General features: G+C 59.4%; 12 protein-coding genes and 1 pseudogene. 5 read left to right on the top strand and 8 right to left on the bottom strand.

Annotated features, from left to right (window positions below; translation table 11 throughout):
* Positions 1 to 128: 128 nt before the first annotated feature.
* From G6P99_RS07300 to G6P99_RS07290, 3 genes are all read right to left on the bottom strand, one after another.
* Complete coding sequence (locus G6P99_RS07300; RefSeq protein WP_029084846.1) at positions 129 to 749, bottom strand: general stress protein; 621 nt, start codon at positions 747 to 749, stop codon at positions 129 to 131.
* 21 nt (positions 750 to 770) lie between these two features.
* On the bottom strand, positions 771 to 1,097 hold the full coding sequence (locus G6P99_RS07295) for a hypothetical protein (RefSeq protein ID WP_165127662.1): 327 nt from the start codon (positions 1,095 to 1,097) through the stop codon (positions 771 to 773).
* 399 nt (positions 1,098 to 1,496) lie between these two features.
* Positions 1,497 to 1,709, bottom strand: coding sequence for a DUF3551 domain-containing protein (locus G6P99_RS07290; RefSeq protein ID WP_084518854.1), 213 nt, complete (start codon positions 1,707 to 1,709; stop codon positions 1,497 to 1,499).
* A 413-nt stretch (positions 1,710 to 2,122) separates the two neighbouring features.
* On the opposite strand from G6P99_RS07290, the pseudogene G6P99_RS07285 reads away from it, so the two are divergent.
* Positions 2,123 to 2,803: pseudogene (locus tag G6P99_RS07285) on the top strand (alpha/beta fold hydrolase); the annotation flags it as partial.
* A 327-nt stretch (positions 2,804 to 3,130) separates the two neighbouring features.
* Positions 3,131 to 3,751: a hypothetical protein gene (locus G6P99_RS07280; protein WP_246709466.1), complete on the top strand. Its 621-nt coding sequence runs from the start codon at positions 3,131 to 3,133 to the stop codon at positions 3,749 to 3,751.
* A gap of 460 nt (positions 3,752 to 4,211) precedes the next feature.
* On the opposite strand, the gene G6P99_RS07275 is transcribed toward G6P99_RS07280, so the two are convergent.
* On the bottom strand, positions 4,212 to 6,128 hold the full coding sequence (locus G6P99_RS07275; RefSeq protein ID WP_246709465.1) for a sensor histidine kinase: 1,917 nt from the start codon (positions 6,126 to 6,128) through the stop codon (positions 4,212 to 4,214).
* Positions 6,129 to 6,666: 538 nt separating this feature from the next.
* Between G6P99_RS07275 and G6P99_RS07270 the strand changes: the two genes are divergently transcribed.
* Entirely contained in the window at positions 6,667 to 8,358 is a 1,692-nt protein-coding gene (locus G6P99_RS07270) for an MFS transporter (protein ID WP_165127658.1), read from the top strand.
* 126 nt (positions 8,359 to 8,484) lie between these two features.
* On the opposite strand, the gene G6P99_RS07265 is transcribed toward G6P99_RS07270, so the two are convergent.
* The 4 genes from G6P99_RS07265 to G6P99_RS07260 all read right to left on the bottom strand — a co-directional run bounded on the left by G6P99_RS07265 (position 8,485) and on the right by G6P99_RS07260 (position 11,654).
* Entirely contained in the window at positions 8,485 to 8,781 is a 297-nt protein-coding gene (locus G6P99_RS07265) for a DUF1330 domain-containing protein (protein WP_029085557.1), read from the bottom strand.
* Between the two features lie 140 nt (positions 8,782 to 8,921).
* Positions 8,922 to 9,131, bottom strand: coding sequence for a hypothetical protein (locus G6P99_RS47455; protein WP_414645584.1), 210 nt, complete (start codon positions 9,129 to 9,131; stop codon positions 8,922 to 8,924).
* A 278-nt stretch (positions 9,132 to 9,409) separates the two neighbouring features.
* Complete coding sequence (locus G6P99_RS47450) at positions 9,410 to 9,580, bottom strand: Myb-like DNA-binding domain-containing protein (protein ID WP_165127656.1); 171 nt, start codon at positions 9,578 to 9,580, stop codon at positions 9,410 to 9,412.
* A gap of 1,363 nt (positions 9,581 to 10,943) precedes the next feature.
* On the bottom strand, positions 10,944 to 11,654 hold the full coding sequence (locus tag G6P99_RS07260; protein WP_029085556.1) for a GntR family transcriptional regulator: 711 nt from the start codon (positions 11,652 to 11,654) through the stop codon (positions 10,944 to 10,946).
* A 143-nt stretch (positions 11,655 to 11,797) separates the two neighbouring features.
* Between G6P99_RS07260 and G6P99_RS07255 the strand changes: the two genes are divergently transcribed.
* Positions 11,798 to 12,820, top strand: a complete 1,023-nt coding sequence (locus tag G6P99_RS07255) for a TRAP transporter substrate-binding protein (protein WP_165127654.1) — start codon at positions 11,798 to 11,800, stop codon at positions 12,818 to 12,820.
* A gap of 22 nt (positions 12,821 to 12,842) precedes the next feature.
* Positions 12,843 to 14,702: a TRAP transporter large permease subunit gene (locus G6P99_RS07250; RefSeq protein ID WP_029085554.1), complete on the top strand. Its 1,860-nt coding sequence runs from the start codon at positions 12,843 to 12,845 to the stop codon at positions 14,700 to 14,702.
* The last annotated feature ends 24 nt before the right edge of the window (positions 14,703 to 14,726 follow it).

Genomic DNA, 14,726 nt, shown 5'->3' with positions numbered 1-14,726 from the left:
TGCAAGCTCATGGGGCCAACCGATAGCGATTTGGGTATCGCGCAACTCGTTGTGGTTGTTAAACTGGCTTCGCGCGACGCGGCAACGAACGCAGCGGCTTGCTTTCTTTGCAAGCCGCCGCAATGTTCTTAGCGAACTGCCCCACCGTAACGCCGCCGCTCCTCGCGAATCTCTTCCGCGCCATACGGCTGGCTGGCCGGATCGAACGATGTCCAACCGGCTTTCTGCCAAGCTGCACTACGATCGCGCATGTTCACGGAGGACTCGTCGAGAATTGTCTCAAGACGAGACCGCTCCGCGTCCGCTACGCGCGCCGACACGAGCGTACCTCCGCGACGGACTCCTTCCGCGTAGGTGCCCGCGTCCGCTTTTGAAACGCCGGCCTCCGTGAGCGCTCCGACAATTCCGCCCGTAGCTGCTCCCGCGGCGGCACCAACCGCAGTCGCGGCCAGCCAGCCGGCTGCGACAACGGGCCCAAGACCAGGGATCGCGAGCAAGCCGAGGCCGGCAAGAAGACCGGCGGCGCCACCCAGGCCCGCACCAATGCCAGCTCCCTTGCCAGCACCTTCGGCGCGATCGTCGACACCATCGCGGTCACGATCCACCTTCTTGTCGACGCTGAACCAGCTATCCGAATTGTTGGCAACGATGCTGATGTCCGAATGCGGCAGGCCGGCAGCCTCGAGGCGTCGAACAGCCTGCTGGGCGTCATTGTATTTGTCGTAAAGACGAGAAATCGTAATGGTCATTTTGTATCCTTCTTGGCCGAACTACTTGGCCGAATTGACGTTGCCTTGAAAGTCGATGCTTACCGCAGTGGCCGATCCGGCTTTGCTGGCCTGGCCGCGCCAAACGCCGTTGTCGTCCTTCTTCAGTTCGGTGACGTTGGCGTAGCCAGCATCCTCGATCTTCGATTTGGCTTGTCCTTCGGTGAAACTGTTGTGACCCGCGACAGGAGCGTCGGAGTTGTTCTGACCGGCACTGTTGACCGCGTTGTTGTTCGGTCCGGACTGCGCCGGCGGATTTTGCGCTGAGGCCGGCAATGCCGTGGCAGCCGCCAATAAAGAAATGCAAACGAAAAGGAACGGGCGTTTCATGCTTGTCTCCAAAGTGTGAGGAATGAGCCAAGCCCGCGTCGGCGCTTTAGTTCCTCCATCGCCGAGCTGCTTGCCTGCGATCAAGCTCCGAAAAATATCAACCACGTGCCCGCCGTGATGAGGCCTGTAAGCGCCAGGCTTACGGCCAGCAGCATCAACATGCTGGGACCGAGTTCGCCCTAACGCGCGAGTGAAGTCTCAACGATACGTCCGCTCTTGTCTCGATCCATGACATTTAGTCCCCGCGTTCAAAGGGATGGGCTCGACCGTTAGCTTGCGCAAACAGCAAGCGTAGGAAGAGCCGCGGCGAGCCTTCCGTTGTGCTCAGAGAAGGCTCGATATCGCTGCCGAGCAGTGCCAGCCCGCGGCATGGGAGCTTTGGCTAAGTCCGGTCGAGCATCAGTGAGGCCGACGTTGGCGCGCGAAAGCCGCACCCGGATTGATGCCACATCCGGCATCGCGGCCGGACGCCGATGCCATGCATTGTGCCCGCGTCTGATAGTTGCAGTCGCCCGGATAACCGGTCTGCTTTCCCTGAAGACACCAGCGATATTCCTGGGCATCCGCAGGTCCCGCGCCATCTAGCACACCCGCGCCGGCCGCAAGTAACATCAAAACTACAAGCTTGCGCACGGCCGTCTCCCGTTGCTCAGACCAAATCGTCTACGGAATCCCGATCGGGCCTTGCGAGGTTCGTTCCTAATCCCGCCGTGCCGCATCTCTTCGCAGTGCTAGGAACATATCGTTGCGCCTCCTGTTGCGTCTGCACGACATGGCCGCCGTGGCGCCGCCGGAACTGTCCTCGATGAGTTCAAGGCCGCAACGTTGTTGGCTGCGAGATCGTTGAGGGCCAAATCGAACCCAGCTTTGTGGGTGCCCCATCCGGCCGGCCTCGAAACGCCTCCGGGATGCACATGAAACTCCGCGACAAGCCGGCATCATCAAGGTCGTGATCAGACCAGGACGTTAATCCGGCGACGCCCTCCCCGTCTCGAACAGCTGGCTCCGTCCAGCGGAAGTATCACATGCGCATACTGAAAAAACGTTCGCCATCGCTGGCAACAAGCACCTTTCGTGCTCTGAAGGAATATCCGATCGCGTCCACCGTTGTCGCCACGATCGGCTTGATGGCTGCTGCTGCGGTCGTCAATCAGCGACTTGCCGACAAGGCGCAACGCGATCATCCGCCACAAGGACGCTTCATCGAAATCGACGGTGTCCGCCTGCACTATGTCGAACGCGGCTCCGGCCGGCCACTGGTCCTGCTTCATGGCAATGGCAGCATGATCCAGGATTTTGAGACAAGTGGTCTCATCGATCTCGCCGCCAAGCACTATCGGGTTATCGTGTTCGATCGCCCGGGCTTCGGCTACAGCCTGAGGCCCAGAAATGTCGTATGGACCCCCGCGGCCCAGGCTGATCTGTTCAGGGACGCGCTTGCGCACCTGGGCGTCGATAAGGCGATCGTGCTCGGACATTCCTGGGGGGCTTCCGTTGCAGTTGCCTTGGCAAGCAAGCACCCTTCGATGGTGGAAGCCCTCATACTGGCGTCGGGATACTATTTCCCGACGGCGCGGACCGACGCGATCATGGCGATAACCGGGCCGGCGATACCCGGATTCGGCGATGTTCTGAGTCACACAATCTCGCCGATCCTCAGCCGCCTGATGTGGCCGGCCACGCTGCGGCAGGTTTTCGGGGTGAAGCGGACGTTACGGTTGCGCGTTCCGACTTCCGAGTTTGGACCCTAAGCGGACATCGTGACATTTCTTGTTTGATCTACCTCAACAAGCGATATTCCCTTATCGCCTATATCACTGCGCGGGGGTAACTTCCATCGACGTGACGGAAGCGCCAGGCCGTGTTGAAGCTCAGCCCCAAGCGCGATGAAATCGGTCTTATGGCGTGGCGGAGAGAACAGCCCGCAAGCAAGGATTTTGGCCGGAGCGGAAATGCTGAAGGGACTTTACAAGGTCGAGATGCATACGGTGCACGGTTCCCGCCGTGGCGTCCTCTATTTCTATGACGGCAAGATGATGGGCGGCAGTTCGGCCTTCGCATTCGTCGGGACCTTCAAGGAGTCTACTGGCGGCGAGGTATTGGCTGAAATGTTGACGTTGCGCCACAATAACGATCCGAATTTCCAGCCCTTGTTGAAGACTGACGTCGTCACGCTGACGCTCAAGGGTCGGCAGCAGGGCGAGCAATATTATTTTGAAGGTGGCGCGCCGCAATTGCCTGGCGTTGCCTTCTACGCGTTGATGACCCCCATCAGCGAGGAGGCCGCACCGCCCATCACGCCAGTCGGACAAGGCGGCATCAGCAACGGCCTCTATTCCATTCACATTCGGATGCTTGATGGTATCGATGGCGGAAATACCGGCGTCATGATGCTGCACGACGGCCGGATCCACGGTGGCGACGCGTTCTTCGATTACATCGGCGCCTACACCAGCGCGAACGGACGGTGGAAGGGCGAGCTCGTCAATCACGAGCACACACCAATCGTGGGCGAGCGGCCGCTGTTCGGCGGCTATGAGGTCGGCATCGGCTTTTCTGGCACCTATACCGACGAAGGCGCGATCGCGGAAGCGACTGCGCTTGTCGGCAAGCGCAGCGTTCGCTTCAGCGCGGTACTGAAGAAGTTCGCATAGGCATGTGCGCCTACCGTCGTTCGGTGGTTGGTCATTGCAATGCACTCCAACCCAACCCGACTCAAAACGGCACCGCGCGGGCAGGTCAATGACGGAACGTTTCGCGTCGTTCATGATGAGTGGTTTGGGTCAAAAGCAGATATTCTGCGATCTGACGAATATGCCAGCTACCAGCCACCGAGCCGCATCCCCAAGTGTCACCGCTCCCGGATCTTCTAGACTCTCGGCCACGAGAGAGCCGGCGTAGAACGCCAGCGGGTCCGCATGCTGATTGAGATCGCGTAAAAGACAGTCGATCCGCCAACAAAATTAGTTCTGCTCAATAACAATGCTCGCAGAGAACTAAGGGCCTGTATTCATAGATCTGGTACGCGCATGCGGGGATAGCTAGGTTCGGGTTGCCCTCTAAAACAGACATCGAGGGATGCCTAAGTGAAAGTCAGCAAAGGGCCAATTGAGGTCATTTCGGCTGTTTCGCAAGTGGTAGTGTTATATGAAAAGCTGCGCCCCGCCCGGCCAGATTTTCAGCAGATATCTGTCCGCTGTGAGTTTCGACGATAGTTCTCGCGATCGAAAGGCCCATGCCCATGCCTTTCGGCTTTGTCGTGAAAAATGGTTCAAACACCTGCTTGAGCTGATCAGCGGGAATGCCCGGACCGACGTCAGATACGGAGAGACAGGCAGAACTGCCATCGCGTGACGTTGACACTTTGATACGCCTTTCGGTGCTGGGCATACCTGACATCGCATCCATAGCGTTGACGATCAGGTTCAGGACGACCTGTTGGAGCTGGATTGGATCACCCTGGACGGAGAGGGGCATCGGCGCAACTAGACTTATCAACTCAACTTCCCGCCCAACCGCTAGGGCTGAAAGAAACTGAACGGTTTCCCGGGCAGTGTCGTTGAGATCAACATCTTTCAACTCAAAGGGAGTTCTCTTGATTAGAGTTCGCAACCGACCAATAACATCGGCGGCGCGCATGTCGTCCCGGCGAATGTCAGCGAGAATCTCGCCGATCTGTTTTGGATCGATCACCGGAGACTTAACGATCAGTTCCGCAGTTTCTACATTGGTTAGAATAGCGCCGAGCGGTTGGTTGAGTTCGTGCGCGATCGTCGCGGTGAGCTCACCGGCCATCGAGAAGCGATTGATGTGAGCCAACTCCGATGAGCGTTGCCGCGCTTGAACTTCGGCAAGCACACGTCCGCGTTTCTCAAAGAGCAAGCGGAAGATCAGAGTCGTCTGAATTAGTAGGGCGGAGCAAACCGCAAGAACCTGCCATCGATAGAGTTCCCAAGCCGATGGTTGACGAAAAAGAACTTTACTGCCTTCCGGCAGCCTTCCCTCAGGAATGCCCCATCGCTTTAGTTCGCGCCAATCGTATTTGGCCGCCTCGTACAGCAATGCAGGGGTCTTGATTTCTCCCGCTTTCTCTCCGCCAAGTATTTTGACAGCGACCGCCGCCGCGGCGCGAGATCCCTGCAAAACAGAAGTCATCCGTCCGCCTACGATTGCGTCACCGAAAAAGGCGTCGTCGTGAGAAAAGATTGGGGCATTTGCCACAGCATGAAGCCGCTTGAGTGCCTGCTCGCCATCGTGAGTTGCCCCTGTCACATCGACTTGCGGCTGGATCCAGAAAATCGCGCTGTCCTTCGGAAGCACCGCTGCGCGCTTCAGAATCTCCTCGAACGACAGTTCGTTCCAAAAGAGAAGATTGATACGCTCCTTCATGGGTTGGAGGCGGCTCCGTATCTCGTCAACCCAGAATCCCTCGTTGGATGAGTTTCCGATAACGACAGCGACGTTTTTCGTCTCGGGCAAGACGCGAACGATATTTTCGAAAAGGGACGGAATATCAATCCAAACCGCCACCACCGCATCGTTCCCGGTGAGGCGCATTTGCTGGACGCGTCTTTCGTCGATTGCCGCGAGCAGCGCGGGTACGGTGGGGAATAATTCCGTTCGGTGTCGTTGCAGGAAGGCAGCGGCAGGCGCGCCAAAAGCAACCAAGAGGTCGGGCGTACCGCCAGAGAAAAGCCTATCGAGATAGGCGGAGAGCTGCCTCTCAGCACCTTCGCCACCTGGGCCAAGCGCGACCGGAAAATGCTGTATCACCATCGGTAATGATGATTGCTGCTCAAGCTCCTGTCGGAATGTCCTGACGTAGTCGCTCCACGGCTTAAAATCCTGCCCATTTGACTGAAGGACGATGACCCGCTTCGGAGTCACCGAGGCCCTGGCGACCGAAATCGAAAGCGTGACGCCCACGACGGCGATGAATTTAACAATCAAGCCGACGCAACTAAAAACCATCGCGGGGCGGCCTCGCCACAAGCTTTGAGAGAACTTTGTAAATTGATACCAGATTGCCACTAAAGGAACCCGCGCGATTTGACGAGGGAGCTATCGATTTGCGGCTCCGTATTTCTACGGCTCTCACATGCTGAAAAGTAAAATATAAATCGCGCCGAGTGCCAGAAGAAACGTCCCGGCGACCCAGACGACAAAAACCCTGTCATGTCGAGCCATGGCCAATCCTCGTTGCCTTAACAACACGAGCGACGGCTGGGGCATGATTGATCTAAATCAACAAGAACCATTCGCCCGTGGCGCACAAAGCCGGGACCGGCACGGCTCAAATTGAGCCAAGGGTGACTGCGCTATGAGGTCCGAGAAGGGCTAAGAGGGACTCAAGCCAAAGCCGGAGACCGTGAACGCTAAGACAACTGGAAGGCGTTTCGGGAAGCGACCTGGATCAACCCCGAAGAATGCTCGCATTTGGCGAGGAGCATTCTCAAGGAATTGACTGCCAGCGGCTTTGAGATCGTCAAAGAAGCAGTGTCGGTCTTCGTCCGCGGCGGGGCAGAAGCTGACGCTGGCTTTGATCCACGTGGATCCACGCCAGCGGTAGATGTGGGACAACCGTCGTAAACCGGGTTGGTATCATCGAAAGATGACTTCTCAGCACGAACAGCAGACCCCGCAGGGCCCCGGTCCTGACACGGCGCATTCTGCCTGGGCACCATTCGCAAGCCATGCGTTTTGCTGGCTGTGGCTGGCCAACACTGTGTCTGCTCTGGGGACCTGGATCCAGAACACGGCCAGCGCGTGGATCATGACGGACCTGACGCCAAGCCCGATGATGGTCAGCCTGGTCCAGGCAGCCGCGCAGCTCCCGGTGTTTCTGCTTGCGCTGCCCGCCGGAGCGCTCGCTGACCTGATGGACCGCAGACGCCACCTGATCCTGACGAACTTGCTGATGTTGGTGGCGGCCACTGCGCTGGCAATCGTCGCGGCGCTGAGTCGCCTTGATGCCACCATCCTCCTGGCGCTGACAGCCCTCTTGGCGGTAGGTGCTGGGTTGAACAATCCAGCATGGTCTGCTTCCGTGCCGCTGACGGTGCCACGTCAGGTATTGACGCAGGCGCTGGTCCTCAACTCGGTCGGGTTCAATATCGCGCGCGCCGTCGGCCCTGCGGTGGGCGGGCTGATCCTGACAATTGCCGGTTCGACGGTCGCATTCGCGGCCAACGCGGCTTCCTTCGCCTTCGTTGCGCTGGTCGTCGGCATTTTGCTGACCTTTCCGCGTATACAGACGTCGAGTGATGTCCCGCCCGAGCAATTCGGCTCGGCGATGCGTGTCGGCCTCGCCTATGCGCTGGCCGAGCCGGTTGTGTGGAACACGCTGGTCCGCTCAGCGGCGTTCTTCGGCTGCGCTAGCGCGATCTGGGCGCTGCTGCCGTTGTACGTTCGTCAGGTGCTCGGGCTTTCCTCCGCGTCCTTCGGAGTGATGATGGGGGTCATTGGCGCCGGCGCGGTGCTGGGCGGGCTCATCGTGCCCCTGTTGCGCAAGTTGATCTCGCGCAACAACCTGATCGCGCTCGCCGGCGCGGCATGCAGCGTGGCTTTGATTCCCCTCGCCCTCATTCCCAGCAAAATGACTGCGTATCCGGCGCTGCTGGTGTTCGGCCTCGGCTGGATTATCGGCGCTTCGAACTTGCAGGCGACGGTGCAGTTGGCGGCGGCGCCGTGGGTGCGCGCTCGCGTGCTCGCCCTCTATCAAGCGATGTACAACGGCGCCATGGGCCTGGGCGCGCTGCTTTGGGGCTTGCTCGGCGAGCACGCGGGCCTCACAGGAACAATCCTCGCTGCGGGCCTGGGAGGCTGCCTTATCGCACTCCTGACGCGAGCGGTAGAACTCCCGGCTGAAATCGGCGATCCGTCAGCTCCGGCCTTGGCGGTTCCCCGCACCCTGTCGATCGCGGAGGAGATGTTGCCGCTCTTGTACAGCGCCCGGCATCGGGTGGTGCTCGCGATCAGCTACCGCATCGATCCGGCCAACGCTACGGCATTTCGCGCCGCCATGGCCGACGTCCGGCTGTCCCGATATCGGGCCGGTGCGGTGGGTTGGGCACTGTCGCGTGACGTCAGCGACTCGACACACTGGGTGGAGACATTCCGCGTCCGTGATTGGCACGAACTGCGCCGGGGTATCGAGCACCACAATCTGGCAGACAGCGAGGTCGTGGTTCGGGCCCGTTCCTATCACCTCGACGAGGAGCCGCCCCGCATGACCCTATTGTTGCAAGAGCCGAGAGCGTGACGTTGCACACGACGCCTGCCACGGCGGTATGGGTCATTACGGAAGTCAGCTCGCCTGAAGACCGTGCCCGCTTCTCACTTAGAAGCGGACGTCGGGCTGACCGAGCGGCATGACCGCTTTGGGCCACTAAGCGCCTTCGAGCGTGAACATCATGTCGAGTTCGCTTGTGCACTGTTTGCGGAGAGCAATGAGCGGTTGGTACTCGGGAGCCTCGTACCAACGGGTGAGTGCGTCCATGTCCGGAAATTCGATGATGACGACTCGCTCGGGTTTCCAATGCCCGCCCTCCGGCATTTTGTGGCTTCCACCCTTGGTCAGATAGCGGCCACCATGCTTTGCGATAAGGGGGGCGACCTTGGCTCTGTATTCTTCAAACTTGGCCGCATCGGTAATGATGTGCTCGACGATGAGGTATGCCGCCATTTGCTTGCTCCTGCTTGGCGCGCGGGCGTCGGACGGAAATAGTGCCCACGCGGCCCAGCGCAGTCTGACCATAGTTCACGGTAAGCGGCCCCAGCAACCATTGGGGGCCTGTGTGAAGGAAGGCTAGTTGCTGGGGCCATCTACCGCCCGCTTGGTGCGGGCGGGCCAGGTCTCGGTGGCGGAGCTATTGGCGACGACGGCCATCTAGCTAATTTTTCCGCTACGTCGACGAGCTGCGCTTGAGATTGGATTTTCAGCTTCCTGAGTAAGCGAAGGCGCTGGACAGATACTTGTGCTTCGGTCCCGCCGATCTGTGCAGCAATCTCCGCGTCACGCCGCCCGAGAGCCATGCGCCGCAGGAGCTTCTTTTCACGCGGGCTTAGCGGTTCGGCTACCATCGTCACCGCACGAACATGGCCAGCGCTACGATGACTATCGGGCTCAAGCCGAGGATCACGGCCCAGATTTTGAAGAATACGTCACCCACAGTGACACAACCCCACGTGGACGAGTAGTCTACGCCGGGGAGATTCGGCAACTCCAGTGCAGTTTGTGCCAGCTATAGGATTACGGGCTGGTCCGATGTCCAAGCGAAAGAGGCCGCCAACCGAGGCGGTCGTAAATCGTGTTATTCGACTCGCTCATCTTCTCGCTTGTGCTTGAGGATTAACGTTCGCCCCACGATTGATGCCTCTGATCGACGAAGCGCCTTGGCGATCACTGTCGGTCTCTTTCCGGCTGCCCTCAATTCGAGCAGCAGTTGATCGTCTTCTGGCGTCCAAGGTTGGTTTGCGCTCATGGCGTTCTAAGTTGGTGGCTTCAGTTCGGCGCTTGCCAGCCACTCACTCATATGTGCGCCAGTCTCAGCCTGTCGCGCCTTCTTCAAAAGGGCGTCTCGGTCTGCCCCAGGTGCGAGCACGCCAGCCTGTTGGCGGAGTCGTTGCGCCTCGTCAGCTAGACGTTGTTCAAGTGACTGCGTTTGCTTGAAATGACGACGCTGCTGCACTGCGCTGCTCCCTGCATGTTGGCGGGAGCGCAATCGGGCGTTCACATCACCGATAGTAGCCACGAGCGGAGCGGTGATGGCATATTAAAGCACTATTAATGGGTTTAGTTCTGTCCACCAGTGAACATAGTGGCAAAAAAAGTTCCAGTGGCCGTTTGCAATGAAATGCTGAGACGGTTCCAGTGCAGTTTGTGCCTACCACGAAGTACGACGCGGCCCTCTGGCGGGCTTCATCCAAGTAAGAGCCCAGCCACGCTTGCGATCAAGGCCACAAAAAGACACCGCCCCTGCGCACACAAAGGCAGCCTCAATGCCGTCCATTGGGTGATGGTGATGGTTCGTGGCATCGGGCTCCTCCTAGATTAAAGCCCGTGGACCGAGGGGCATGAGCCGCTCGGTTAGGCGATGCTTTCCGCTCTCGACCCGTTGGCGTAGCTCTCTGGCTTCCTGGGTGAGACGTTCTTCGAGGGGGACAATCTGAATAACTCGGCGCCGTCGTCGTCGACTTGGCTCGTCTACCCGGTGCTAACCGTTGGGTATGAGACGTTGGCGAGCGATAGGTCGACTCGGGCTTTCCTGCTTGGCGTTGGTCAATCACGGAAGTGGTCTGACGCTCGATGATTTCGGCTGGCCCGCACCGAACTCCTAAAAAATAATGCTCGGCCGCAGCAGAGGGCCTGGCCTCTCGGCTTACACGTTTCCTATAAACGCTTGAGATACCGAGCTTGTCTAGTAAGCCACTCTAGTGCGCTTCAGTCATTGGGACTGAAATTCTCGCCGGACCAGAAAAAAAATCCCGGAATGGGAGTGGGGCCGGTCCTCGAGCCGCAAGTGCCTAAGGAAATCACCGCCCCCCTCCGCCGGAGCAGCATCATTTCCAGCAAATTGGTCAAAGCCGACCTAAGGACGGTCCGCTTTGGGGCCAGAAGCAGACGCGGCGGATGCGGCCGGCAACGCTCAAGGCAGCACTACCGACGCTGATGAGCGTCGATTAAACTATACAAACAAATCATGCGTCAGATGGTGGTCAACTCTTGCGTGATCAGTGACGCTCTGCTCGGCGGGTATTCACCACAAGCAACTCTGCTCACCTATGTAGGAAGCCACCAAAGAACTAAACTGAACCTAAGATGCCCCCCGCCGGCGTCGCTGCAGGTTACTTGATCCGCCGCGTACGGCGTTGGCGCACCTCTTGTTCAGAGGCCGCCTGCTGTGCTTGCAGTCTTTGAACGAATATCTTGGCTGCGCGCGAAATATGGTCACGGCTCAGCGCCTCTGCCCGGTCACCATCGCCGGCGACGATCGCGTCGAGGATCGCGACATGCTCGCCCAGAATGGTCTGCGGCATCTGCACATCGTCACGCAACACTTCGCCCATGACCCGGCGCAGATACGGCCAGTGCGGCGCGGTCGTCTCGCCGATCAATGAGTTTTCCGAAAGCTCGTTGATGAAGGCATGGAATTTCATATCGGCTTCGATTTGCTCGTGCAGTGATCCGCTCGCGACCGCGGCACGTCCCGCTTCCAGGAAAGCCGACCCCTCGATCTTGGCACGTCCGGCGCCGCGCTCGGCCGCTAGGCGCGCGGCCAATCCATCCAGCATGGCCCGGATCTCATAGAGCCTCCGAACGAAATCGGGATCGATCGGCGAGACAATCAAACCCCGGCCTGGCGCCTCCCGCACCAATCCGCGGTCCCGCAAGAGCAGCAAGGCTTGCTGCACCGGCTGCCGCGACACGCCGTAAGCGCGAGCCAAATCGTCCTGAATCAGGCGCGCATTGGACGGCAGTTCCCCTTCGATAATCTCGGAAACGATAGCATTTACAACCTGTTCCACGAGGGTCGGCTGGGTTTGGACGGTAGGCATGCAGACTCCAACGGGCTGTCGTGCGGATTCATAACACCGCGACGCAACAAAATCCATTGCATCGAATTCGAATTCAGAATATGAATTCGGTATTCGAATTCAATAGCACCGCACCAACGCGGAGCCCACATGGGAGGATACTTATGCTCACGGTTAGCCGTCGTACGCTTTTGAGATCCACTGTCGGTGTCGCCGCCGCGGCCTCGCTCCTGAAAAGTCCCGCCGTGCTGGCCCAGGCTGCGCCGCTGAAACTGAAGTTCGGCAACGACCTGCCCGCCACGCACTCGGTCAACGTGCGGCTCAAGGAAGCCATCGAGGCGATTACCGCGGAGACCAAGGGACAGGTCGCGATCAACCTGTTCCCCAACAATCAGCTCGGCAGTGATACCGACATGATGACCCAGCTTCGCTCCGGCGCGCTGGAGCTGGCCACCATGCCTGGCACCGTGATGTCGACGTTGATTCCGACGGCATCTCTGACCGGCGTCGGCTTCGCCTTCACCAACTACGACAAGGTGTGGGCTGCGATGGACGGCGAAGTCGGCAAGTTCATTCGCGGCAATATCGAAAAGGTCGGCCTGACGCCCTTCGAAGCGGTGTGGGACAATGGCTTTCGTCAGATCACCAGCAGCACGCGCCCGATCAAGACACCGGAAGACCTCGCCAACTTCAAGATTCGCGTCCCTGTCGTGCCGCTTTGGGTTGCGATGTTCTCCGCCTTTGGCGCCGCGCCGGTCAGCATCCCGCTCAACGAGGCCTATTCCGCGTTGCAGACCAAGATCGCTGATGGCCAAGAAAATCCACTGGCGCTGATCGAATCCGCAAAGTTCTACGAGGTCCAGAAGTATTGCTCGCTCACCAATCACTCTTGGGACGGCTTCTGGCTGATTTCGAGCGGCAAGGTCTGGAGGACCATTCCGAAGGACGTGCAGGAAGTCTTGCAAAAGCATTTCAACGCGGCGGCCAAGAAGCAGCGTGACGACATCGTCAAGGCCAACGCAGACTATCAGAAAGAACTCGAATCGAAGGGTCTGACCTTCAACACCACCAACGCTGAAGCTTTCCAGGCGGTGCTTGCCAAGACGTCGTTCTACAAGGATGCCAGGGCCAAGTTCGGCGACGAAGCGTGGGCCCTGTTGCAGAAATACGCCGGCAACATCGGGTGACGCCATGCACATCGTGGAGGAAATGACCGCCGGTTCGACGCTCCCCGAGAAGGGCGCGGCCGGCACTTTGCGAAGGATCGAGCGGCTTCTCGCCTCGCTCGTTGGGGTGGCCGCGGCGGCGCTGGTCGTCGCGGAAATCGTCGTACTTTTCGCCGGCGTCTCCTCCCGCTATCTGTTCCGGAAGCCGCTGATTTGGACCGACGAACTGGCCGGCATTCTGTTTCTATGGCTGGCGATGCTGGGCGCCGTGCTGGCGTTTCAGCGAGCCGAACACATGCGAATGACGGCAATCATCGGCATGCTGAAACCGAAGACCCGAGCGCTGCTCGACGTGCTGGCGATTACGGCTCCGCTCGCATTCCTGCTCCTGGTGCTCCACCCGGCCTGGGAATTCGCGACCGACGAAATCGTCGTCACGACTCCCGCACTCGACATTTCCAATGGTTGGCGGGCCGCGGCCCTTCCCATCGGACTCGGCCTGATGACCCTGTTCGCGGTGTTACGCCTGGCGGCGATCGGCGACTGGAAGCTGACCGGCGTCGCGGTCGCGCTCGTAGTCGGGGTCGGCGGCGGGCTCACCTTGTTGAGCCCCGTCCTGATCCCGCTCGGCAACATCAATCTTCTGATCTTCTTCGTCGGACTGGTGGCGGTGATGGTATTCGCTGCGGTGCCGATCGCCTTTGCGTTCGGTCTGGCCACCTTCGCTTTCATTACTCTGACCACGTCAACGCCGGCGACGGTCGTGGTCGGGCGAATGGACGAAGGAATGAGCCATCTGATACTGCTGTCCGTGCCGCTGTTCGTCTTCCTCGGCTTGCTGATCGAGATGACCGGCATGGCGCGTGCGATGGTCGGTTTCCTGGCCAGCCTGCTCGGCCACGTCCGCGGTGGCCTGCAATATGTGCTGGTTGCGGCGATGTACCTCGTCTCCGGAATTTCAGGTGCGAAGGCGGCCGACATGGCGGCCGTCGCACCGGTGCTGTTTCCGGAAATGATCAAGCGCGGCGCCAAGCCCGGCGATCTGGTGGCGCTGCTGTCCGCAACCGGCGCGCAGACCGAAACAATTCCACCGAGTCTCGTGCTGATCACGATCGGATCGGTAACCGGCGTATCGATCGCGGCGCTTTTTACCGGCGGGTTGTTGCCGGGACTCGTCCTCGCAGTCATGCTATGCGGTGTGGTCTGGCGCCGTTATCGTAACGACGACCTCTCTCACGTCAAACGCGCCACAGCGAACGAAATCGGACGCGCGTTGCTGATCGCACTGCCGGCTATCGCGTTGCCTTTCGTCATACGCGCGGCGGTGGTCGGTGGCGTTGCCACGGCGACCGAAGTCTCCACGATTGGCATTATCTACTCGGCACTAGCTGGTCTCTTGATCTATCAAAAATTCGACTGGAGCCGGCTCTATCCAATGTTGGTCGAGACGGCTTCGCTGTCGGGCGCGATCCTGCTCATCATTGGCGCCGCCACCGGAATGGCCTGGGCGCTCACGCAATCCGGATTTTCGTCAGCTCTCGCGACGATGATGACCGGGCTTCCCGGTGGACCCCTGATGTTCTTGGCGGTCACGATTGTTGCCTTCATCATTCTGGGTAGCGTTCTGGAAGGTATCCCGGCGATCGTTCTGTTTGGTCCCCTGCTCTTCCCGATCGCCAAACAGGTCGGTGTCCACGAAGTGCACTACGCGATGGTCGTCATCCTCGCGATGGGTATCGGCCTGTTCGCTCCGCCTTTCGGCGTCGGCTACTACGCGGCATGTGCGATCAGCAGGATCCATCCCGACGAAGGCATCAGGCCGATGCTCGGCTACATCCTCGCGCTACTGATCGGAACCATCGTGATTGCAATCGTTCCATGGTTCTCGATTGGACTCCTGTAATCAACCACCCCTTGCTTCGCGCTT

It is taken from the genome of Bradyrhizobium sp. 6(2017), assembly GCF_011058295.2.
Lineage (GTDB): Bacteria > Pseudomonadota > Alphaproteobacteria > Rhizobiales > Xanthobacteraceae > Bradyrhizobium > Bradyrhizobium septentrionale.
The sequence above is the reverse complement of the archived record's forward strand: the minus strand, read 5'-3'. Positions and strand labels throughout refer to the sequence as shown.

What these genes read in the sequence shown, in the direction of transcription:
- G6P99_RS07280 (WP_246709466.1), top strand. Translation starts at nt 3,131, where the DNA reads ATGATGGGCGGCAGTTCGGCCTTCGCATTCGTCGGGACCTTCAAGGAG.
- G6P99_RS07265 (WP_029085557.1), bottom strand. Translation starts at nt 8,781, where the DNA reads ATGGCGGCATACCTCATCGTCGAGCACATCATTACCGATGCGGCCAAG.
- G6P99_RS07295 (WP_165127662.1), bottom strand. Translation starts at nt 1,097, where the DNA reads ATGAAACGCCCGTTCCTTTTCGTTTGCATTTCTTTATTGGCGGCTGCC.
- G6P99_RS47450 (WP_165127656.1), bottom strand. Translation starts at nt 9,580, where the DNA reads ATGAGCGCAAACCAACCTTGGACGCCAGAAGACGATCAACTGCTGCTC.
- G6P99_RS07290 (WP_084518854.1), bottom strand. Translation starts at nt 1,709, where the DNA reads ATGTTACTTGCGGCCGGCGCGGGTGTGCTAGATGGCGCGGGACCTGCG.
- G6P99_RS47455 (WP_414645584.1), bottom strand. Translation starts at nt 9,131, where the DNA reads ATGGCTCTCGGGCGGCGTGACGCGGAGATTGCTGCACAGATCGGCGGG.
- G6P99_RS07270 (WP_165127658.1), top strand. Translation starts at nt 6,667, where the DNA reads ATGTGGGACAACCGTCGTAAACCGGGTTGGTATCATCGAAAGATGACT.
- G6P99_RS07255 (WP_165127654.1), top strand. Translation starts at nt 11,798, where the DNA reads ATGCTCACGGTTAGCCGTCGTACGCTTTTGAGATCCACTGTCGGTGTC.
- G6P99_RS07250 (WP_029085554.1), top strand. Translation starts at nt 12,843, where the DNA reads ATGACCGCCGGTTCGACGCTCCCCGAGAAGGGCGCGGCCGGCACTTTG.
- G6P99_RS07300 (WP_029084846.1), bottom strand. Translation starts at nt 749, where the DNA reads ATGACCATTACGATTTCTCGTCTTTACGACAAATACAATGACGCCCAG.
- G6P99_RS07260 (WP_029085556.1), bottom strand. Translation starts at nt 11,654, where the DNA reads ATGCCTACCGTCCAAACCCAGCCGACCCTCGTGGAACAGGTTGTAAAT.